This window comes from Gluconobacter sp. Dm-73 (assembly GCF_018256215.1).
In the GTDB taxonomy this organism is placed as follows: domain Bacteria; phylum Pseudomonadota; class Alphaproteobacteria; order Acetobacterales; family Acetobacteraceae; genus Gluconobacter; species Gluconobacter cadivus.
On record NZ_JAERLW010000015.1, the window covers coordinates 1 to 21,164 of the forward strand.

Below are 21,164 nucleotides of genomic sequence, written 5' to 3' on the forward strand. Positions count from 1 at the left end.
GCCGGATGGCAGGGAAAAGCCCTCACCGACACAAGGCTCCCCGTCGAAGTCAAACAACAAAACGCCTTCGTCAGAGCCTTTACAAGGTAAAGGCACCTGAAAAGGAGACGCAGAATGAAGTCGAAAATATTTCGTTTCCTTTTTCTCCTCTCAGGCGTCTGCGGTCTGGCGTCGCATGCATTTGCGGCTGAGAGCAGCGCCATTACGGCGCCCGGCCCTCTGGGAGTGTTGGCCGGAACATTCGTGAATGCGGGCGCTGGCACCCCTGTTGTGCTGATGATCCCCGGCTCGGGGCCGACGGACCGCGACGGAAATTCGGCTCTGGGTCAGAAGCCTGCGACGCTCAGGCAGATTGCGGATGGTCTTGGCACCCACGGGATTTCGTCCGTCCGGATCGACAAACGCGGCATGTTCGGCAGCAAACAGGCCGTGGCCGACGGTAATAACGTCACGATCGCGGAGTACGCGAGCGACGTGCGAAGCTGGATTGGGGTGATCCGGGCCAAAACTGGCGCAAGATGTATCTGGGTGTTGGGGCATAGCGAAGGCGGCCTCGTTGCCCTTGCCAGCACTCAGGGACAGGCGGATATCTGCGGACTGATCCTTCTGTCCACTCCGGGACGACCGCTTGGCGAAGTCCTGCGGGCGCAGCTTCATGCCATTCCGTCGGCCAAAACGGTTCTGCCGCAGATCGACACTGCAATCGATGCGCTCGAAGCCGGGCAGCATGTGGATGTCCAGACGCTGCATCCGGGGTTGCGGGGTGTCTTTCATCCGCGGGTACAGGATTTCATGATCGATCTTTTCCATCATGATCCAGCCTCGTTGCTCAAGGCATATCACGGGCCGGTCTTTATCGTTCAGGGCGGTACCGATCGGCAAATCAGCGCTACTGATGATTTACCGCTTCTCAAGGCTGCTGATCCTGAGGCGACGGTTGTTTTGTTGCCGTCGGCGATTCATTCGTTGGCGGATTTGGGTGCGGTTCCTGCCACTGATGGGTCGCTTCCGATTGATGGCGCCGTCGTGCCTGATATTGCAGAGTTTATTCAGAAACATTGACCCGAAGCCGCAGTGGTCACACATCTGGGAATAACGGAGGATCAGAGATGGCAGACGATGGATATCCGGCAGAAGATTATCTGCGACCAAAGCTGCAGGACCTGATTTCAGACGGTGTGCGGGCTGGCTTCCCGCAGGATGAAGTCATTGCGGTCCTGATTTCCCTGCTGGATGAGGGACCTGAAGAAGACGGGGAAATGAGATGAGCGACCCATATTCGGTACTGGGCGTTTCGAAAACGGCGACGGACAAGGAAATTCGCAGCGCGTATCGGAAACTGGCCAAGCAGTACCATCCGGATCACAACCCGGACGATAAGAAGGCCGAAGAGCGCTTCAAGTCGGTCGGGCAGGCGTACAATATCGTTGGCGACAAGGAAAAACGCGCGAAGTTCGATCGCGGCGAGATCGACGCTGACGGGCAGGAGCGTGGGCCTTTTGGCGGCGGCTTTGGCGGTGGCGGGTATGGTCCGGGTGGGCCGCGTTCGGGCGGCCAGGGCTTTCAGGGCGGATTCAATCAGGAAGATCTCGGCTCCTTCTTTTCGGACATGTTCAGTGGGGGCTTCAGCGGCGATTTCCAGCCGGGTGGTTCCGGCGGGCGTCGTGCTTCCAAAGGATCTGACCGTCGTTTTGCGGTGACGATCTCGTTTCAGCAGGCTGTTCTGGGAACGTCACTTGATCTGACCCTCGGCGAGGGCGGGCACACCGAGGTTCGCATCCCGCCGGGTGTGGAAGACGGGCAGACACTGCGCGTGCGCGGCAAGGGCGCGCCGGGACGTCCAGGCATGGATGGCCAGCCGGGCGTGGCCGGGGATGCGCTGCTGACGATTTCCGTCACGCCCGACAGCCGCTATGTCCGTGAGGGACGCAACCTGCGGATGACGCAGAATTTGGATCTGAAAACGGCCGTTCTGGGCGGAAAGATCGCCGTTCCGACCCCCAAGGGTGATGTTTCGGTCAAGATTCCGAAACACTCCGACAGTGGCAAGGTCCTGCGTCTGGCTGGGCGTGGAATCGGAGGCGATAAAAAGCATCCGGCCGGTGATCTGCTGGTGACGTTGCAGGTCCATATCGGTACTGTCTCCCCCGAGCTGGAGGCCTTCTTCAGCCAGCAGGAGAGCTGAAGAGATGGGGATGGTGCGTCGTGTCCGGTCGAGACTGCCGGAATGGCCGTGGAGTGACATTATCGGCGGAATTGTCGCGCTGATCTTCGTGGTGGTTCTGGGGCTTATCAGCACGCACGCACTGATCCTCGCCGGGGAGTGGCATTTGCCCTAAAGTGCCCCCGTCTTCTGGTTTCTGACGGGTTCTGCATGTCCGATACTTCTCTTTCTTCCGCCCCCGGGATGCGCCGCAGGGCGTTTACTGTTGTTCTGGCCATCGAACTGTGGGAGCGGTTCGGATATTATGGCATGCAGGCCGTTCTCACGCTGTTCATGGTCGTGCATCTCAGGATGGGAGATGCAGCAGCCAACCTCATGATGGGTGCCTTCGGGGCGCTGACTTATATTACGCCTTTAGTTGGCGGTGTCATTGGAGACCGCGTGCTGGGCGCGCGGCGGACTGTCGTCATGGGCGCGCTCCTGCTGACAGGCGGCTATGCTGTTCTGGCCGCAGCATTGCAGTCCCATATTTTGCTTCTGGTGGCGATGGCTCTCATTTCCACGGGAAACGGGCTGTTTAAACCCAATGCCGGAAATCTGGTGCGCCGGATCTATAAGAACGATGACGCGGCGCTCGATGCCGCTTTCACGCTCTATTATATGTCCGTCAATGTCGGTTCGACGGTTTCCATGCTGCTGACGCCATGGTTGCAGATCCATTATGGCGCCCCTTCTGCGTTCGCCGCATGCGCGGTCGGGCTCGGGGTCGGACTGCTGTATTATCTGCTGCGGTCCAACTGGCTTGACGCCACCACGCCTGCTTCCGAAAAACAGCCTGTGCCGCTGCGCAGGTTTGGACTGGTCGGGGCTGGTCTCGTTCTTATGACCGTTTTCAACGCATGGATTCTGGGGAGCGATACTCTGGCCCGGCTTTGCGTGACGGCAGCAGGGGCAATTCTCGCGGCGATCTGGGTGGCGCTGTATGTGCGGGCGCCGAAAGCCGAACGTCCGGGATTACGGCTGACCTATATGCTGTGCCTGCAGGGGACGATCTATCTTGTTTTCTACCAGCAGATGATGACGTCCCTGACGCTCTTTGCTCTTCGTGGCGTCTCTGGAGACTACCGTATTGGCGGCGTGACGCTGTTTCACATGTCGGCAGGGCAGTTTCAGGTTCTCAATTCCCTCTGGATCATGGCTCTCAGTCCGGCGTTGGCCTTTCTCTACAACCGGATGGGGCAACAGCAGAAACAGACCTCCCACGCCCGCAAAATGATCCTTGGCTATGCCATGGTCGCCTTGGGATTTGGCGTGTGGTGGGCGGCGGCTGCCCATGCGGCCGGGCTGGTGTCGCCCTGGGTGATGGTGGTGGGATATGGCTTTCTGTCTTTGGGTGAATTGCTGACAATTGGTCTGGGGTTGGCAGTCGTTGCCTGTTATTCGCCCACCCGGTTGAGTGGCTTTATGATGGGCGCGCTCTATCTGCTGTGGGGCATTGCCATGTATGTGGGCAGCCTCATTGCCAATCAGGCTGCGCTGTCTCCGGAAGCCATCGCAGGGGGCGGAGGAGCGTCCCTTTATGCCGGGCTTTTCCGGACATTGTGTGAAATAGCTGCTGCTCTGGTCGTGTTGTTGCTCTGCCTTGAGCCTCTGACGCGCCGCTGGGACCGGGAACACGTAACTGTGATCGGGGGATAAGGCGCCGAAACTGTAGCGTTAAACTTTTTGTAATTATGGAGAAATCTCCAGATTTAAAAATGACGGCAGGTGTCGGGATCGTGTCCTGAAGGACATATTACGAAAACTGACGTCTTCTGTGCTCTATTCTGGACCGTTTTCGGACTGTATGACATCTCCCGGCCGCGTGATCGGGTTCTGGCGGCTGTCATGGTGTCACAGGGAGACGGTTTGGAAGATGGGGAAGCTCGGACAGGATTGGACGAAAACGCTGTGGACGGCTTGCGCCATGACAGCGCTGCTTTCAGGTCTTACGGACGTCGCGCACGCACAGACGACACCCGCTGGTGTTGTGGATGGTCATCAGAAAGCCGCTGCCAGAACCAGCACGGCGACCATGGGCACGCCGCAGATCCGCACGAAATCCATTTCTCCCGTGCCGCAACTCGTGAAGCCGACTCCCAAAGGCGTTGAGCCCACAGCCAGCACGTCCGACACGACCGAGAACCGTTTCTTCCCAGCGTCTTTCCACGACTGGCTGACCCAGAGCACCATGACGGGCGACTGGGGCGGCTGGCGGACATGGCTGACCGACAAAGGCATCAATATCGGGGGGCACTATCTTGAGGACAGTGCCGGCAATCCGATGGGCGGCAAGACCAAGGCCGTGCGTTATGCGGATGAGTTCGGCATCAATGTCGATTTCAACCTCAAGAAGCTGACGGGCCTGAATCTGGGCATGTTCCACACGCTGATCACGGCGCGTCAGGGACTGGGCATTGGCGCGACGCTTCCGGCGCTGGACAGCCCGCAGCAGATCTTCGGGTCGGGCGAAACGGTGCGTCTGACGCGTCTGTCCTGGGAAATGCCCTGGAACCGGTATGTGTCGACCGAAGTTGGTGAAATCAACACCGAGAACGATTTCGAGCAGTCGTCCATCTACTGGGGCATGAGCCAGTACTGCCAGTTCGAATCCAACGCGATCTGCGGCATGCCGCAGTCCATTGCGATGAACTCGGGCTATGGTTGGTATCCGACGGCGCATCCGGGCGCATGGGTGAAGTTCTATCCGGCCGGGAACGACCATTATCTCGTGCAGTTCGGCGCGTATTCGATCGATCCGACGATCTCGAACACGCATAACGGCTGGAAACTGAACCTGCACGACGCGATCGGGACCTATATTCCGTTCCAGCTTGGCTGGCATCAGGGCGGCAAGGACGATTACAGCGGTCCGCTCCAGACCAACGTCAAGATTGGCGGATACTGGGATACATCGGAAGTCAGCGACGTTTATTCCAAGCTCAGCATGTTCTCCGTTCCGGCCGAGTATCTGCTGTCCGCCCCGACGCAGAAGGTGCGTGGACGGTTCGGTGGCTGGTTCCAGTTCGACCGGATGCTGGAGCGTGACGCGGCCGATCCGAACCGTGGCACGACGCTGTTCACGTCCTTCACCTGGGGCGATCCGCGCACAGCCGTCGCACCGTATTTCATCACCTGGGGTGTGACCCGCAAGGGTACGTTCCGCAGCCGCCCGAACGATACGATCAGCCTTGGCATGAAGATGCTCTGGGTGAATCCGAAGCTGACGATCTGGGCACGCCAGATGCAGGCGTCGGGGGCACAGGGTATCAACAAGCCCTCCGGCGAGCATGCGATCGAACTGAACTACGGCTGGCGCCCAACGCCCTGGCTCGTGATCCGACCGGGTGCGCAGTATATCTGGAGCACCGGTGGCACGAACCGCTACAAGAATCCGCTGCTTCTGGATTTCGAAACGGGCATCACGTTCTGATCGCTCCTGATCGGAACAGGTGACATGAAAAACGCGCCGCTCCTGTGAGGGAGGGCGCGTTTTTCGTTTTCAGTATTTTGAAGCGGATTACAGATCCGTCGTGAAGGAGAACTTGAACGTGCGGGGCATACCCTGCATCAGATAGCCGTTGAAAGCCGAGGACCAGTAACGCGTGTTGGCCAGGTTATCGACGCCGAACCGCAGTGTGACCGGCGTGTGATGTGTCACGAACGTATAGCGCCCTGCCAGATCAAAGCGCGTCCAGACCGGGATATGCAGGGTGTTGGCGGTGTTGACCCACTGCTTGCCGGTATTGACCACACGGCCCACGACCGTTGCGCCCTTGAGGAACGGCAGGTCGTATTCGAGATTGCCATTAATGGTGTAGTTCGGCACACCGATGGCGGTGTTGCCGTCCTGAAGACCGTTTGCCGTATGCCGCAGATCGGCCTGAATGACGGTGCCGCCACCATTGAAGCGCAGGCCGGGCAGGATCTCACCATTTAGCGTCAGTTCGATGCCGCGGTTCCGCTGTAATCCGTCTTCACGGAAGGCAAACTGGCCCGTATTGCCGAGTGCGACGGAATAGGCGTTGGGCTGTGAAATCTCATAGACGGCGAGCGCGGCACTGAAGCGTCCCGTGTCGTATTTCGCGCCTACTTCATACTGCGTGGATTTGTAAGGCGGGAAAATCTCGCCCAGGTTCACGACATTTCCCGAAGCTGTCGGTCCCTGCGACAGGCCTTCGATCCGGTTGAAATACAGAGATGTCCTGCGTGTCGGATGAATGACCAGCCCCACGACCGGGGTGATGGCGTCCTGATCGTAATGGTTGTTCATCGCGCCCTGACCGGTCTTGCTGTAGGCGTAACCTTTGATGAGCATGTTCTGGTAACGGAAGCCGCCTGTCAGGGCGACACGGTCGTGGAAGAAGGACATCGTGTCCGAGAAGAACAGGCTGTACAGGCGCGTGCGGTTGGTGGACTGCGGGTCATTAAGCACCCCCCCAACAAACGTCTCCGCCGGGGCTGAAAACTGCGGCGTGTTGTAGATGTTGGTCGCACCGGGCGTCAGGGCCATCGCATAGGCGGCGGCGCTGTCTTCCCACAGGCCGGAACCGCCAGCGTTGATTTCATGGCGGATGAAGCCGGTGCGGAAATGAGCGCGAACGCCTGCGCGGGTGCTTTCGTTGGTCTGGTCGTAGGGCACATACATCGCGCCTGCCGTTCCGGCGCCGGTGACTGAGTTAGTGACGGTCGGGTTGGAATAATTGCCCTTTTCGTCACTGGTGAGGGCGCCGAATGCGCCATACAGCGTGATGTTTTTCGTCAGGTCATGCTCGACGTTCAGCATGCCGAAAACATAGTTCAGGTCATTATATGCCCAGCGCTGCCCGAAATTATGCGAGGGCGCGACAGGGCGGGGAACGGACGTGACGGCGCTGCCGAGGAAGATCGCCGGCCGGCCCCCGTCCACACCTTGGTTTTCATAGTCGATATCCATGGTGACGCGGGTGCGGTTGTCGCGGTCATGCCAGTCGAAATCCGCGCCCAACGTGGTGGAATGGCGGTATTCGTCCGTCACGGCGTCTTCGCCGCTCTTGCCTGCGACGTTCAGCCGCACGCCGAAATCCTTGTCCTGTCCGAACCGACGGCCAACGTCGATGCTGCCACCGCCCATGGCGCTGCTGGTGTAATCGCCGGTGAGGCGGGTGAGGGGGGCATTTGTTGCGTGTTTGAACAGCAGATTGATGTTGCCGCCGATGGCCGACCCGCTGGGCGCGGCCCCGTTGAGGAACGCGCTGGCGCCGTTGAGAACCTGCACCTGATCGTAAAGTTCGGGAGAGACAAGCTGCCGGGGCGTGATGCCGTAAAGCCCGTTGATCGAAACGTCGTCGCCATTTACGGCAAAGCCGCGGATGACGAACATTTCCGAGAAATTGCCGTAGCCATAGGTCGTGCGGACGGTCGGATCGTTTTCCAGCACCTCGCCCAGCGTCTGGGACTGCTGGTTCAGAATCAGGCTGGAATTGTAGCTGCGGATGTTGAACGGAACATCCAGTCCCTTTTTGTTACCCAGAGCCCCGAGCTGTCCGCCACTGCTGACCTGCATCTGGTCCCGGCGTCTGGCGCGGACAACGATTTCCTCGTCCTGACTGATCTGCTGGGCCTCGGTTGGAGACTTTGCCGAAGTAGTGGATGTCGTGTCGGCGACGGTGGAGACAGGGGCGGCGAAGGCTGGAAAAGCTGTTCCTGCCAGCAGCAGACAGGACAGGCGCGCAACCCGGAGCGGGTTTGAAAGCGGGATGGAAAGTGATGCGCGCACGGAAACCTCGAAGCAAGAAGCGGTTGCGCGCGTTATTGCGATAATGAGATTTATTCGCAACTAAAATATGACGTCCGGTTCGGAGCGGCGGCGATTTGCCAAAGCCGGGAACTCCTGTAGCGTAAAAGTCAGAGTTTTTTCATGACAGGAAATTGCCAGATGTCCTTTCGCCCCCTGCTCGCCCGGAGTGTTCTGAGCGTCTCGCTGGCTGTTGCGTCCTTCGCCGGAACGGCTGCTACGGAATACGCTTTTGCTGCGGCTCCCGCTCCAAATGTGCCGCTCAAGCTGATGAGCGTTGCCGTTCAGGGCAACAGCCGCGTTCCGACGGCAGATATTCTTCAGGCATTCGGCTATCACGCGGGGGATAAGGTGACCCGCAACGAGCTGGATGCCTCTCAGAAGCGCATCGGCGAACTCTATTCTTCGCGCAATGTCGGAACCAGCCTTGAGGAGCGTCTACGGATTTCGGGCGATGGCGTGGCTGTGAAGATTATTCTTGAGGAACAGGCTGCAAGCGCGCCGGCCCAGCCTACTGCCCTTGTTCTGGACAAGGTCGAGTTTCAGGGAAACAAAAAGGTTTCGACAGCCGATCTGGAAGCTGCGACCAAGCTTCGTGCGGGCGGACCTGTCTCGAACGAACTGCTCTCCGCAGACCAGCAGGCCATTCAGGGTCTCTACAAGGCCAAGAATGTCGGGGTATCTTTTCAGCCGCAGGCGACCTATCCGAACCACGACCAGCATGTCGTTCTGGTCTGGGTCATCAACGAACAGGACAAGGCTGCGAACTGACGCAGCCTGATCCGGAAAACGCCGCTCAGCCCAGCCTATCCGGGTCGAGCGGCTCTGGTGTGAGGATGGACGGCAGATAGAGCGGATGTTCAGGACGTCCGCTCTTGCTCAGGCGCAGGGCCGTGACCCTGATGCCGTTCTGTCCCATCAGCCGCGCAACTTCGGTTCCACGCCCGCGCAGGCCCTTGGCCTGCGGCGACCCGTAAGCCAGCACGACCAGATCGGCCTGCCGGGCCATCTCCAGCAGGTGGGCATCGTTGTCCGGCCCGACCGGATCGTTCACTTCCAGCAGACGCTTCTGGTCCGTGCAGCGATAGGCGAAGCTGTTGCCGACGAACATGCCGCCATAACCCCATGCCCGCGCGTAACGCTGGCACTTGGCGACAGTACGGTCATCGCCGAATTCAGTCGCCACAGACGGGTTCATCATCAGCCACATGACCATGGGGCGTGTGTCGTCCCAGACACGGCGCAATGTGTAGCGGTAGCAGTCTTTCGGGCCGCCATAGATCGCGGTGCTGCTGACATCCGCGGAGAGTTTCAGAGGGCCTGAATCGCCGACATGATGGTGGTCGAACAGGTCGGAAGGCGTTGAAATGGAAGGTGCGCTCACGGGGTCTGCTTCAGGGCCTTTACGGCGGCAAGTGCGCGCGAGACATGTTCGTCAGGAGACATTGACGCATAGCTCATGACGATATGACCGTCCGGCGCAATGACATAGGACGTCCGGCTTGCCATGTGCAGCAGGGGCATTTTGGCTGCATAGCTGCGGGTGATCTTGCCTGTCGGATCAGCAGCAACAGCGAAGGTGCTGCGGCATTCGCTGACCGAAAACCGATCCAGCTTGTCGATCGGGTCCATGGAAACACCGATCACGGTTGCGCCCTGTGCCTTGAAGTCGGGAATGGCGTCCGCGAATTCATGGGCTTCGATCGTGCAGCCCTTGGTGAAGGCTGCCGGATAGAAATACAGGACCACCGGGCCGGTCTTGAGGGCATCGGCCAGATGATAGGTGAACTCGTGCCCTCCGAGACTCGCAGGGGCCGAGAAATCCGGAGCATGGCTGCCGGTTTCGAGTGCGGCATGCGCCGGAGTGATCGTCAGGGCGCCGGAGAGGGCGACAGCACAGAAAGCGGTCGTTGCAAGAAAGCGGCGCATCGGGGTTTTGTATTCCTGTCAGAAAAGCGGGCCGACATGCGACCCGGCAAACGGATCAATAGGCGCCGGGCGGAACCACAACGCAGGGAGAACCGTGCGACAGACGGCGGCAGGCTGCAACCGCATTTTCATGTGACAGCCCCGTCAAACGCGCGCGGTAGAGATGGGACCGGCCATTTTTGACGCTTTCAACCTGTGATTTGGCGGACGCGACCACAACACCGCCTTTGCTGTGAGCCGTGGCGGTCGCAAGGCTCGCCTGCTTGGCATTGGCGAAAGCGCCGACCTGAATCGCCCAGTTTCCAGCCGTATTTCCCGGTGTGGCCGAGCTTTTGGCCGGAGCGGACGCTGCAGGAAGCGCCATGCGGTACTGGGGCCGGGTGGCGGGCATGACGGCCATGATCGGCTGGGGCTGGAGGTGATGCCCGATCGGGATTTCCTGTGCCGTCACGCGGTTGTCAGCCACATCGTCTGCGGGCACGGAGGCCTGACGCACGAGAGGATGAGCGGGCGCTGGCGCATAACCACGGGCGGCCCAGGCGGCGCTGATACTCGTTGGTGCCTCAGCCCCCGCAGCGGAGGCAACCTGAACCGGAGCTTCGGCAGGCGATGCCGCGCTCTGAGGCGTCGCATTCGGTGTGTCGGAATCTGTATCGTCAGAGGCCGTGTCGGCCGCTTCCCGGTGGCTCCACGCCGCACTGACGGCCTGTCGCTCAGAGGACGAAGTCGTCGGCGCTATATCGGCAGGCGGGGTGTTCTGGGCCAGCATGACCTGTGAATTGGGGTCGTGCTGTGCGACCAGAAGATCGGCTGCGGAGCGGTTACGAGGCGTGATCCCGGCGATATGCGGTCCGATCGCGGCGACATAGCGGCGTGTCTCGCGCGGTAGTGCGCGACCGCGACGCAGATAACGGTCAAGGCTGCCCGGACCGTCATTATAGGCCGCAAGGAAGCCGGGGGAGCCATAGATGTCATACATCTGGCGCAGATAGGCCGTGCCTGCGAGAATGTTGTCATGCGGATCGAAAGGATCTTCGCCAAGCCCGTATTGCTGGCGCATGTCGTCATAGGTCGGGGGCATGAGTTGCAGAAGGCCCATCGCGCCGGGAACCGATGTGATGAAATTGCCGTTATGGTCAAAAAGATGGCCGCCGGATTCCTGCTGCATCACGGCCCGGATCCAGGCATCGGGCACGTCAAAGCGCTCGGACGCCTCGCGGATATAAGGGCCCCACGGGTCTTCGGGGGGGCCGGGCGGGGCGTAATAGGATTTTGCATGGGCGCGGTAATTGGCCGCTTCCTGCGAGACCGGCATTTCCGAAGACGATCCCATATCGGCATTGTTGCCGGCACAGGCCGCCAGAAGCCCGACCAGACCGAACGCTGCGCCCGCACGGATGAAAGAAAGAGTGCGAACAGAAGTCCGGAAAGGAAAGACGGGTCTGGGCATCGGGTCTGGGCACCTGAGGAAAACTGGTCTCATTACGTCAAGCATACACGGGGATTGCGGCGAAACTAGGAAAAAGGGCTCTGGCGGACAGATTTTCTGAGGCAGGACTGCCCGCTGGTCTGAGTGTAGCGGAGATTCATTTCCCGAATATGAACTTCCCGGAATACGATGATCACTGTAGCGTCTTCTTGCCGGGACATAGGGGATCGGGTAGGCGGACAGTATGAGTGTACCTTCTCCAGCTTCCGATGTTGCCCGGGACGAAGCGCCGCGCAGGCAGACCCGTCGTGACGCGCCCCGTGGTAGCCCTGCTGCGCGGGCCTGGGCGGACTGGAAGGAAACCCGACGTCTCTGGAGACTGGGCGTCAGGCTGGGCTGGCTCGATATCCGGCTCCGCTATCGGGGGTCGGCGCTGGGACCGTTCTGGCTGACGATCACCTCCGCGCTGATGGTCGCCTCGATGGGTGTTCTGTACAGTCGGCTGTTTCATATGCAGCTTGCGACCTATCTGCCGTTCCTGTCGCTGTCGCTCACTTTGTGGAGCGTGGGGCTTTCAAGCCTGATCCAGGAATCCTGCACCTGCTTTCTGGAAGCGGAAGCCATGGTGCGCTCCGTCCAGTTGCCGCTTCTGCTTTATGCGCTGCGGGTGGTGGTCCGGAATGCGATTGTGTTTGCCCATAATATCGTGGTGCCACTCGCCGTATTCGCCATTTATCATGTCTGGCCGGGGGTGAATGCCGTTCTCGCGCTTCCGGCTCTTCTGCTCTGGGCTCTGGACGGGTTCGCTGCCTGCATGGTGTTCGGCTCTCTTTGCGCACGTTTCAGGGATATCGCACCCATTGTCGGAGCGCTGTTGCAGATCGTGTTCTATGTGACGCCGGTCATCTGGATGCCGCAGCAGCTCGGCGCAAAGGCGTCCTATCTGTTCTACAATCCGTTTTATCCGTTGCTGGAAATTGTGCGCGAGCCTCTGCTGGGGCGTGTGCCGTCTCTGCAGATCTGGGGGATTGCACTGATCACCAGTGTGATGTTCTGGCTGATTGCAGTACGCGCGTTTATCCGGGCGCGGGCGCGTCTGGTCTTCTGGATCTGACATCATGGCCCATATCCGTCTTGAAGATCTCTCCCTGTCGTTTCCCGTTCTGCATGGTGGCTCGCGTTCTCTGAAGAAGACGCTGCTGGCCCGTGCGAAAAGCACCGTGGCCGCCAAAACGGGCGCCGTGGGCGGCAGAATGCGCATTAGCGGCAATTCCGCTGAAGTCGTGGAAGTTCAGGCGCTTTTCAATATTAGCCTCACGATTTCCGAAGGGGAGAGGATCGGGCTCGTCGGACATAACGGGGCGGGAAAATCGACGCTCCTGCGTGTCCTCGGCGGGATTTATGAAACGGGCGAGGGGACACTGGATATCGAAGGCGATACCCACGCCCTTATTGACCCCAATGCGGGGATGAATGGCGAGTTGACGGGGCGCGAAAATATCCAGCTCTTCGCCTGCCGTATGGGGATGGGACGGGTCGCGACACAGGAGCTGGAGAAGGATGTGGAGGCGTTTTCGGATCTGGGAGCGTTTTTCGATCTTCCGGTCCGGCTCTATTCCTCCGGCATGTCTGTCCGTCTGGGCTTTGCGCTTGCGACGGTCCCGCGCCCCCGGATCCTGCTGATGGATGAGTGGTTCATGGCCGGCGACCAGAAATTTCAGGACAAGGCCCGTGCACGGCTTGAAGGCATGGTCGACGCCGCGGAAATTCTGGTGGTGACGTCCCATGCACTATCGATTCTCCGACAGTGGTGTACGCGCATCATCTGGATGGAAAGCGGGGAAATCCGTATGGATGGTCCGACTGAAGAGGTGCTGGACGCGTATGAAGCGGCGTTGGCGGTCACTCCGGTTTAAAGACGCTCCCGCCTGCTTTGTGGGGTATGGAGTTGGTATCCCGGCAGGCGTGGAGTAGGCTCCGAGGGGTTTTTACATTCAGGGAGACATTTCATGTCTTATGCCGCTATTGACGCCGCACGCGTCGCCAAAGCCTCCGAATCCGCGCTCCAGACCCTGTCGACCGTGAAGGAAACGTCCGAGGCCCATCAGCGCAAAACGATCATGATCGAGCGGATTCACGCGCTTGCCAAGGCCGCCGCCGAAACCAAAGACTGCAACGCCATTACCCTCACTTCTGAGGAATTCTGGCTGATTTCCAAGAACTGGTAACGCGATCTGAAGGCGGTGGAGCGAGCTGCCGCCTTCAGCCGTTATAGGAGGCCAGTTCGATCAGATTGCCATCCGGGTCACGGCAATAAACGGATGTGATCGGACCAAGGGCGCCAAGACGCGCAACCGGGCCTTCAACGATTTCCACACCGCATTTTTCCAGATGCTTGATGATCTGTTCGCTGGCGATGGCCGTCGTGAAGCACAGATCCGACGTTCCCGGCGCAGCGGCTCCGGCGGTATCCCAGCCCTCCGCACCTTCTGGGCGAAGATTGATCTTCTGACCACCAAAGCTTAGGGCCACGCGGTTGTTGCGCCCATATTCGTCGATATCCATGCCCAGAACCCGCTGATACCAGGACGCGGACAGGTCCCGGTTGCGGACGGTCAGCACGATATGGTCAAGGCGATCGACGGTAAAGCGCATGGGGATCCCTCATGAGAGCGACATTCAGGCCACTGGTTCCAGTCAGTATAGGCCGGAACCATACACTCTGGCTAACGCCTAGGTGGGTGGACGCTTGCGGAAGGCCGCGAGACTGACCACTTCCGCGTCTTTTTTGCCGTCTTCCGAAGAGGAGGGCTCCGGCTGGACGTCCGGATGGTGGGCCGGGTCGATATCGTCGGGCTCTACCGCACCTTCGGGGATTTCAATGTCCTCATCGTCTTCAAGCGGGGAATGGTTGAAGCGCAGGGCCATCCGGATATGGGGATCGGCAAAGGCCGTGATGGCGTTGACGGGAATGCACAGGATGCTCCCGACGCCGCCGAAGGAGAGGCCGACCGAAATCACGTTCTTGTCGCGGTCCAGCGCCAGATCCCAGAACTGGTGCTGGAGAACGATGGTCATTTCTTCGGGATACTGCGCCCGCAGTCGGGCAGGGATAATCACATCCGGCCGGTTCGTGCGGAACGTCAGATAGAAGTGATGGGCCCCTGGCAGCCCCTCGGCTGCAACATGCTCGATCGCACGCAGCATGACTTCACGATAGGCGTCTTCCACCCAGTCATCATAGGGGAGAAGGCTCTCGGGAAGCTCGTGCTCAAAGCCGTCCTGGCCGTTGTGATCGTCGTCGCTCATGGTCGCAAGCCTGATGTTTCGGTCAACTTTCATCAAGGGATGCGACAGACGGGCACAGATGGCAAGCCGTCTTTGAAAGGAATGTCGGAGACATGATGAGGTGGGAGGGCTTCTGTTGCCCGGTGCCCTCCCGAACCGCGCTTATCGCTTATGCAGCGACAGCGAGCACCTCTGAGTTATCGTTGGCACTTGTAAGTTTAGCCCGATGACGGTGGTACAATGCCGGGCAAAAGATAAGTCTTTACCGTGCGCGTCGAGCCTGTTTCGTCCCCACAGACCCCTTTTGCGAGGGGTTTTTCATGGTGGAGACGCCGGGCACTGCCCCCGGGTCCACAACACTTATTCCACTTACCGTTTATCGCCATAGCCGGGGACGAGCCCCTTGCACTGATGAACATAGGAGTGCGGCTGTTCGCCCGCAAGGGAAAAGAGGCCACGAAAAAAATTAGACGTCCGGAATCGTGTCAATCCGATTCATTCGGATGACGCGGGACGAAAGCGCATGCTAAAGCCGCCGCCATGGCACTGACATCCGAACAGCGCGCCGAGATCGAAGCTCAGCGCAGCGAACCCCAGCTTACGTCCCGTCCGACCGTGGCGGCGATGGAAAATCTGCTTTTCACGCCTTTCGAGGTGCTGGATCATGGTTTCCTGCGCGTGGTCGATTATATGGGCGACGATGGCGCGGTCGTGCAGGCTGCGCGCGTGTCCTATGGCCGGGGGACGAAGAAGGTCTCCGAAGATGCGGGTCTGATCCGCTATCTGATGCGTCACCGTCATTCGACGCCGTTCGAGATGTGCGAGATCAAGTTTCACGTAAAGCTGCCCGTGTTCGTCGCGCGGCAGTGGATTCGTCACCGTATGGCGAGCGTGAACGAATATTCGGCGCGCTATTCCATTCTGGACCGGGAGTTCTATCTTCCAGCACCCGATCAGGTGGCGACGCAGAGTAGTTCGAACCGGCAGGGACGCAGTGACGCACTGGATGCCGAGACGGCTCATGAGGTTCTCGAAATCCTGCGTCGGGATGCCAGCCAGTGCTATGACGATTACGAAAGTCTGCTGAACCCTGAGGGGACGGGACTGGCGCGTGAGCTTGCACGGATCAATCTGACCCTGAACACCTATACGCAGTGGTACTGGAAGATTGACCTGCACAATCTGATGCATTTCCTCGCCCTGCGCGCTGATCCGCATGCGCAGTATGAGATCCGTGTCTATGCGGAAAAAATGATTGAAATTCTCAAGGCCTGGGTGCCCGCGACATCTGCGGCATTCGAGGAATACCGCCTTGGCGCCTTTACGCTTTCGGCCGGGATGCTGAAGGTCGTGCGGCGGCGTTTGGCGGGTGAAACCGTCACGCAGGAAAATTCCGGCCTGACCAAGCGGGAATGGTCTGAAATGGCGGCGGTTCTGGATGCTCAATCCTGAGCCCAGCCCCGGCTTTGCATCTGCCGGGAAGGATTCCGCCGAAAGCGATCTTGAACGGCTGATGAGCGAGGCCCGGGAGGCGCAGGCTGAAAGTCCTGTGGAAGACGCTCCTGTAAAGCCACCCAGTCTTCTTGTCTGGGCTGGGATTGCTATCTCTCTTGTCCTGATATCTGTTGCTATTCACTTTTTCTGGCCAGCTTCATAAAATATTCAATTCAGTAAACGATAAGTAAAATCAGAGATTGTCTGTTTTTTTACTTTGTGAGCTGTCGTGAGAGATTCGCTGCGGATTCGTGTGAATTTTATCACACTTATCTCAGAGCTTTTTACAAACAGACTTATCCACAGGGTATTGCCGTCTGACTGAAGCGCTCCGATTCGTATGTTGGGGTGCGTGAAATTTTCTAATGCGCTGATTTAATACAATAATTTTAGAATCGGGTCACAAGCCCGATCAGGATTTGGCGCCAAGTCTGTCAAGAAGATTATTGGAATACCCACATTTCACCCTCTGCGGGTGCGATACTTGTGCATTACTGGTGCGGGTGAGAATTCTGATTTTGTGGCAAAAATGCGCAGGTAAACTACGCCCTGAACGGCGTTGACCGTCCGTTAGCTGCTGTCGCCATGCTTTTTGGAAAAGCTGGTGCCGGGTGAGGGATTTGAACCCCCGACCTTCGGTTTACAAAACCGCTGCACTACCACTGTGCTAACCCGGCATCGGCAGTGCGGCTTTTTCCATGTTCGGGGCTGTCAGGTCAAGCTCCCGAAAACGATTCTCTGTTCGCGTGCCGGATTTTCGTTTGAATTTCAGTGCGGGATAGGCGTGGTCAAATCGGCGGGCGGCGGCAGATGCTGCGAGTCTTTCGTAAAGCCATAGCCGTCGGAAGAAAGCCCCTGATGCGTGACCGTATGGGAGCAGCCAGCCAGCGTCAGGCCTGCTCCTGTCAGGCAGGCGCCGAGGAAAAGAATACGGATCATGACGGCTCTTTCGTACTGTGTTCGGAAGACAGGGAACGGGCGACAGCCTGCGCAAGCCGTGTATAGGCCTGAGCCGCTTCGCTGTCGGGTGCGGACAGGATGATCGGGGTCCCGTCATCGCCACTTGCGCGAATATCGGCGAGCAGCGGGATCTCCGCGAGGAACGGAACGCCCATTTTCTCTGCTTCGGCCTTTGCCCCCCCGTGGCCGAACAGTTCCGTCCGGTGGTTGCAGTTCGGGCAGCAGAAATAGGACATGTTCTCGACGACGCCGAGGATCGGGGTTTCCATCCGCTCGAACATGGCCACACCGCGCCTCGCATCCAGCAGCGCGATATCCTGCGGGGTGGAGACGATAACTGCGCCGCCCGTCGCAAGTTTGGGGCCGAGCTTCTGGGCCAGCGTCAGCTGCGCGTCGCCGGTGCCGGGGGGCATGTCGATCACGAGAACGTCGAGTTCCCCCCATTCGACTTCGCCCAGAAACTGCGTCAGCGCGCCCATGACCATCGGGCCACGCCAGATCATGGCCTGGTTTTCGTCCACCAGATAGCCGATGGACATGCTCTTCAGACCCCAGGCTTCGATCGGCAGGATCGTGCCGTCCACAACGTCCGGTCGTGTGTTGCGTCCCAGCATCCGGGGGAGGGAGGGGCCGTAGATATCCGCGTCCAGAAGGCCGGTCTTAAGGCCTTCCCGCGCAAGGCCGACCGCAAGATTGACGGCTGTGGTGGATTTGCCGACGCCGCCCTTGCCCGATGCGACCGCAATAACGGCCTTCACACCCGGTAGAAGCGTTTCGGGAGCATGTCGGCTCGCGGCGTTGCGACGTTTGTCGCCCAGATTGAAGGGACGGTGTCCTCCGCCCTGTGCGGGCGCATTGGCGGCGGTCGGCGTTGCGGGGCGATGAGACGTGAAGGACAGGGTCGCGCCCGTGATGCCCGGCAGGCTCGCGATCGCGGCTTCGACGCGCGGTCGCAGGGGCTCCACGCGCGAGGCATTGTCCCGTGACGTCGCCAGAGAGACGTGCGCATGGCCGTTCTGAACTGAGACGCTCTCAAGCGCTGCGAAAGACAGGACGTTCGAGCCCTGACTGTCCTGCTCGGATTTCAGGATATCGGTAATGCGGGTTTCGGCGCTGGGGGCATCCGTCTCGGGCGAGGCGGGCGGCATGTCGTTGGGGGGCGTGGTGTCAGTCATGCCGGGCTCTCATCAGGGAAAATATCACGTCTGGAAAGATTTTGACGCTATCATGAATGGGCTGCAAACGCACCTTGAACGGCAGGATGGTGACGAAAGGCCATGTTCTGCGTTAGCGTGCGGGTATGAAAAACCCGTCTGTCCGTCTTTCTGTTTCCGTTCTGGCGCTGTCCCTGTCCCTTTCCGCAGGCTGGGCGCTGAGCGCGGCTCCGGCGCTGGCTCAGGATGCTGCGCCGGTTGCAGGCCAGCCGTCTTCCGTACCGACTCCTGCGCCACGTTCGGTGCCGTCGAGCTTTGCGGATCTGGCAAACAGGCTCCTGCCGTCGGTCGTGAACGTCTCGACCTCCGCTGTGCTCAAGCCTGCGAAGACGGATGACAAGGGGCCGGATTCCAGCGATCCGGACGGCCCGCAGGTGCCCCCGTTCCAGCAGGGCTCACCGCTGGAAAAATTCTTCCATGATTATCTGAAGCACAAACCGGCCCCGAACCATCCGCCCCGTCGTCAGCAGGCGTTGGGTTCGGGCTTCATCATTGATGCGTCCGGCATCATCGTGACGAACAATCACGTCATCGAAGGGGCAGATCAGGTCAGCGTCACGCTTCAGGACGGGACCGAGATGCCGGCGCGGATCGTGGGACGGGACAGTCAGGTCGATCTGGCCGTGCTGGAGGTCAAGCCCAAGCGTCCGCTTCCGACCGTCCCGCTGGGCCGGAGCGACAAAGCGCGGATCGGGGACTGGGTTCTGGCGATCGGCAACCCGTTCGGGCTGAACGGAACCGTGACGGCAGGCATCATTTCCTCGCGCGGACGAAACGTCGAACACGGTCTGTATGACGACTACATCCAGACCGATGCCGCCATCAATCGCGGCAATTCCGGCGGTCCGCTGTTCAATCTGTCCGGTGAAGTCATTGGCATCAATACGCTGATCTATGGCGGCTCGGGGGGGGATTCCATCGGGATCGGTTTTGCTATTCCGGCGGATGATGCGCGGGGGATCATCGACCAGCTTCGGCGCACCGGGCATGTCTCGCGCGGCTGGATGGGGCTGAAATTCCAGGATGTGACGAACGACATCGCCGAGACGCTCGACTTCCGCAAGCCGGACGGCTCCAACGGTAAGGGAACGCTGATTTCGGAAATCGATCCGAAAGGCCCGGCTGCAAAAGCGGGTCTTGAGGTTGGCGACATCATCACCCGCGTCAATGATCAGGACGTGACCGGCCAGACCATGCCGCGCATCATTGCCGCCATTCTGCCGGGAACGCAGGCGCAGTTGACGGTCTGGCACAAGGGCGCCCTCAAAACGCTGCCGATCACGCTCGCGCAGTCCCCCACGCCGCCGGATATGCCGCCATCAGACACGCACCAGCCGGAGCACCGTCATGCGGCTCTGGGTGAGCTGGGGGTGACGGTCAGTGCGATCGACGCGGACGCACGCACGCAATATGCTCTGTCTGACGATCAGCGCGGCGTTCTCGTCTCGCGGGTCGAGGCAGGCAGCCCCGCCGCCTCGCGCGGGATTGTGGAAGGCAACGTGATTACGCAGGTCGGGCAGGACCAAATCAACACCCCCGACGATTTCGCCAAGGCCGTGCAAGGCCTGCACGAGCGCAAGAAGACGGAAGCCCTGCTGCTGGTGCAGGACGACGACGGGCTGCGCTGGGTTCCGGTGCCCTTTCTGGGGAACTGATTTTCACCTGAACTGAAATGTGAGCATGAATGTTCTGATACGTCTGGGCCGAGCCTGGCTGCCTGCGCTGCCCCGGAACAGCAGTTGGCGCGAAGTCATGCGTCCCGCAATACGCCAGACCATCCGGGTTCTGGTGTCGGTGGTCGTGGCGTGGATCGTTGGATCGCTCATGCATCTGCAGGAAACGATCTGGGCGCTGGTTACGGCCCTGATCGTGACGCAGTCCAGCATCAGTCAGACTATGGCCACGGCCCGCGACCAGATCAGCGGGACGGTGATCGGAGCGCTGGCGGGCGGGTGCGCGGTCGTGCTGGAAATCACGACGGGTCTGCGCTGGATTCCGTTCTGGATCATGTTGACGCCGCTGGTGTTCCTGACGGCCATTCAGCCGACGCTGCGTTTCGCCTGCATCACGCTGATGATCGTATATCTGTTTCCCAGTCAGGGCAGCCCGTTTCTGCCGCTGGTCACGCGGCTTCTGGCCATTGTCATGGGCGTGGCGGTGTCGATCGTGGTGTCATTCCTCATTCTGCACAGCAGTGCGCGCAAGCAGGCATTCCATACGGCCGGGCGTCTGTTACGGCGCATGGACCAGCTTCTTAAAAGTGCGCTCGACCAGAATACGGGATGGACGGCCATCGAGCAGCAGAACGATGACTGTGTGGCGCTGCTGATGGAGCTTGAGGATGCCGTCACCGAAGCGCGGCGTGAACGGCTAAAGGAACTGGAACAACGTGATCCGGTTCTGGCAGCGCTGCCACGGCTTATGCGGCGCCTGCTGAATGACACGATGCTGGTCGCGCGGGCCATTGCGACGGGGCGCGCGGCGGGAAATACAGGCCTGATGCCATTGTACAAGGGGCTGAGCCATGCGCTCCGGGCGCTGGCACATAGTTGTGAAGAACAACTGACCGCGAAGAACAGCCAGCATCTGCGACAGGCGCAGGATGAAGAAATTCTTCATCTCCTGCCACGTCTGGAAGAACAGACCCGGCCGGAGATGCGCTTTGTGATGTCCCTTTTCCGGGAAGATCTGGAAAGAGCTGTCGGCGTGGTCATGCGCGAAGATGTGAGTGGCATGAAAGGGCTCTGAGGCCTCTTTTCCAGGGTCTTTGCGGCGGACGGTTCCGGGGGCTGTTGAAACCGTTATTCGGCTTTTGCGTTGTTCGGAGGCTATGATGGCACATGCCCGGCCTTGTCGGTCCCCGTCAGAGAC

At 59.7% G+C, this 21,164-nt stretch carries 21 protein-coding genes, 1 tRNA gene and 1 other RNA gene; 13 read left to right on the plus strand and 10 right to left on the minus strand.

Translation table 11 applies throughout. The features are described from left to right. The first annotated feature begins 114 nt into the window (after positions 1–114). From JK176_RS13880 to JK176_RS13905, 6 genes are all read left to right on the plus strand, one after another. Positions 115–1,062 (plus strand): alpha/beta hydrolase, encoded by a 948-nt coding sequence (locus JK176_RS13880; protein ID WP_211588270.1) that lies wholly within the window; start codon positions 115–117, stop codon positions 1,060–1,062. Positions 1,063–1,109: 47 nt separating this feature from the next. Next, positions 1,110–1,268, plus strand: a complete 159-nt coding sequence (locus JK176_RS13885; RefSeq protein ID WP_194263188.1) for a hypothetical protein — start codon at positions 1,110–1,112, stop codon at positions 1,266–1,268. Beyond that, the gene (locus JK176_RS13890; RefSeq protein ID WP_194269050.1) at positions 1,265–2,185 is read left to right on the plus strand and encodes a DnaJ C-terminal domain-containing protein; all 921 of its coding nucleotides are present in this window, start codon (positions 1,265–1,267) and stop codon (positions 2,183–2,185) included. Before JK176_RS13885 ends, JK176_RS13890 begins: the two co-directional genes overlap by 4 nt. A 10-nt stretch (positions 2,186–2,195) precedes the next feature. Further along, positions 2,196–2,339 carry a hypothetical protein gene (locus JK176_RS13895; RefSeq protein ID WP_194263195.1) on the plus strand — a complete coding sequence of 48 codons (144 nt, stop codon included), beginning with the start codon at positions 2,196–2,198 and terminating at the stop codon, positions 2,337–2,339. Between the two features lie 35 nt (positions 2,340–2,374). Then, positions 2,375–3,862, plus strand: coding sequence for a peptide MFS transporter (locus JK176_RS13900; protein WP_211588271.1), 1,488 nt, complete (start codon positions 2,375–2,377; stop codon positions 3,860–3,862). Between the two features lie 217 nt (positions 3,863–4,079). Beyond that, entirely contained in the window at positions 4,080–5,636 is a 1,557-nt protein-coding gene (locus tag JK176_RS13905; RefSeq protein ID WP_211588304.1) for a carbohydrate porin, read from the plus strand. 87 nt (positions 5,637–5,723) lie between these two features. On the opposite strand, the gene JK176_RS13910 is transcribed toward JK176_RS13905, so the two are convergent. Continuing rightward, complete coding sequence (locus tag JK176_RS13910) at positions 5,724–7,961, minus strand: TonB-dependent siderophore receptor (protein ID WP_211588272.1); 2,238 nt, start codon at positions 7,959–7,961, stop codon at positions 5,724–5,726. A 159-nt stretch (positions 7,962–8,120) separates the two neighbouring features. Between JK176_RS13910 and JK176_RS13915 the strand changes: the two genes are divergently transcribed. Beyond that, positions 8,121–8,750, plus strand: a complete 630-nt coding sequence (locus JK176_RS13915) for a POTRA domain-containing protein (protein ID WP_211588273.1) — start codon at positions 8,121–8,123, stop codon at positions 8,748–8,750. A gap of 25 nt (positions 8,751–8,775) precedes the next feature. Here the strand turns inward: JK176_RS13915 and JK176_RS13920 are convergent, their stop codons facing one another. The 3 genes from JK176_RS13920 to JK176_RS13930 are packed head-to-tail and all read right to left on the minus strand — an operon-like array spanning position 8,776 to position 11,358. Beyond that, positions 8,776–9,363, minus strand: a complete 588-nt coding sequence (locus JK176_RS13920; protein ID WP_349291940.1) for a DUF1643 domain-containing protein — start codon at positions 9,361–9,363, stop codon at positions 8,776–8,778. Then, positions 9,360–9,908 (minus strand): peroxiredoxin, encoded by a 549-nt coding sequence (locus JK176_RS13925; protein WP_194269045.1) that lies wholly within the window; start codon positions 9,906–9,908, stop codon positions 9,360–9,362. Before JK176_RS13925 ends, JK176_RS13920 begins: the two co-directional genes overlap by 4 nt. A 55-nt stretch (positions 9,909–9,963) precedes the next feature. After that, positions 9,964–11,358 carry a transglycosylase SLT domain-containing protein gene (locus tag JK176_RS13930; RefSeq protein WP_211588274.1) on the minus strand — a complete coding sequence of 465 codons (1,395 nt, stop codon included), beginning with the start codon at positions 11,356–11,358 and terminating at the stop codon, positions 9,964–9,966. A 223-nt stretch (positions 11,359–11,581) separates the two neighbouring features. Here JK176_RS13930 and JK176_RS13935 point away from each other — a divergent pair, with 223 nt between their 5' ends. The 3 genes from JK176_RS13935 (at position 11,582) to JK176_RS13945 (ending at position 13,565) form a co-directional block, all read left to right on the plus strand. Continuing rightward, positions 11,582–12,451 (plus strand): ABC transporter permease, encoded by an 870-nt coding sequence (locus JK176_RS13935; RefSeq protein WP_211588275.1) that lies wholly within the window; start codon positions 11,582–11,584, stop codon positions 12,449–12,451. Positions 12,452–12,455: 4 nt separating this feature from the next. Then, positions 12,456–13,253, plus strand: a complete 798-nt coding sequence (locus JK176_RS13940) for an ABC transporter ATP-binding protein (RefSeq protein WP_194263179.1) — start codon at positions 12,456–12,458, stop codon at positions 13,251–13,253. Positions 13,254–13,346: 93 nt separating this feature from the next. After that, positions 13,347–13,565 (plus strand): hypothetical protein, encoded by a 219-nt coding sequence (locus JK176_RS13945; RefSeq protein ID WP_011252962.1) that lies wholly within the window; start codon positions 13,347–13,349, stop codon positions 13,563–13,565. Positions 13,566–13,599: 34 nt separating this feature from the next. On the opposite strand, the gene JK176_RS13950 is transcribed toward JK176_RS13945, so the two are convergent. From JK176_RS13950 to ssrA, 3 genes are all read right to left on the minus strand, one after another. Further along, on the minus strand, positions 13,600–13,992 hold the full coding sequence (locus tag JK176_RS13950; RefSeq protein WP_194263178.1) for a VOC family protein: 393 nt from the start codon (positions 13,990–13,992) through the stop codon (positions 13,600–13,602). A 78-nt stretch (positions 13,993–14,070) separates the two neighbouring features. Continuing rightward, entirely contained in the window at positions 14,071–14,646 is a 576-nt protein-coding gene (locus tag JK176_RS13955) for an SspB family protein (protein ID WP_211588276.1), read from the minus strand. A gap of 99 nt (positions 14,647–14,745) precedes the next feature. Then, positions 14,746–15,072, minus strand: a transfer-messenger RNA (tmRNA) gene (gene ssrA, locus JK176_RS13960). A 93-nt stretch (positions 15,073–15,165) separates the two neighbouring features. Here ssrA and thyX point away from each other — a divergent pair. Beyond that, on the plus strand, positions 15,166–16,077 hold the full coding sequence (gene thyX / locus JK176_RS13965; RefSeq protein ID WP_099287426.1) for an FAD-dependent thymidylate synthase: 912 nt from the start codon (positions 15,166–15,168) through the stop codon (positions 16,075–16,077). A gap of 644 nt (positions 16,078–16,721) precedes the next feature. On the opposite strand, the gene JK176_RS13970 is transcribed toward thyX, so the two are convergent. From JK176_RS13970 to JK176_RS13980, 3 genes are all read right to left on the minus strand, one after another. After that, positions 16,722–16,796: transfer RNA gene (locus JK176_RS13970), tRNA-Thr, on the minus strand. Between the two features lie 91 nt (positions 16,797–16,887). Continuing rightward, positions 16,888–17,058, minus strand: coding sequence for a hypothetical protein (locus JK176_RS13975; protein WP_211576574.1), 171 nt, complete (start codon positions 17,056–17,058; stop codon positions 16,888–16,890). Further along, positions 17,055–18,254: an Mrp/NBP35 family ATP-binding protein gene (locus JK176_RS13980; RefSeq protein ID WP_211588277.1), complete on the minus strand. Its 1,200-nt coding sequence runs from the start codon at positions 18,252–18,254 to the stop codon at positions 17,055–17,057. Before JK176_RS13980 ends, JK176_RS13975 begins: the two co-directional genes overlap by 4 nt. Before the next feature lie 125 nt (positions 18,255–18,379). On the opposite strand from JK176_RS13980, the gene JK176_RS13985 reads away from it, so the two are divergent. Both JK176_RS13985 and JK176_RS13990 read left to right on the plus strand, forming a co-directional pair. Continuing rightward, positions 18,380–19,948 carry a Do family serine endopeptidase gene (locus JK176_RS13985; RefSeq protein ID WP_211588278.1) on the plus strand — a complete coding sequence of 523 codons (1,569 nt, stop codon included), beginning with the start codon at positions 18,380–18,382 and terminating at the stop codon, positions 19,946–19,948. 25 nt (positions 19,949–19,973) lie between these two features. Then, positions 19,974–21,041: an aromatic acid exporter family protein gene (locus JK176_RS13990; RefSeq protein ID WP_211588279.1), complete on the plus strand. Its 1,068-nt coding sequence runs from the start codon at positions 19,974–19,976 to the stop codon at positions 21,039–21,041. The last annotated feature ends 123 nt before the right edge of the window (positions 21,042–21,164 follow it).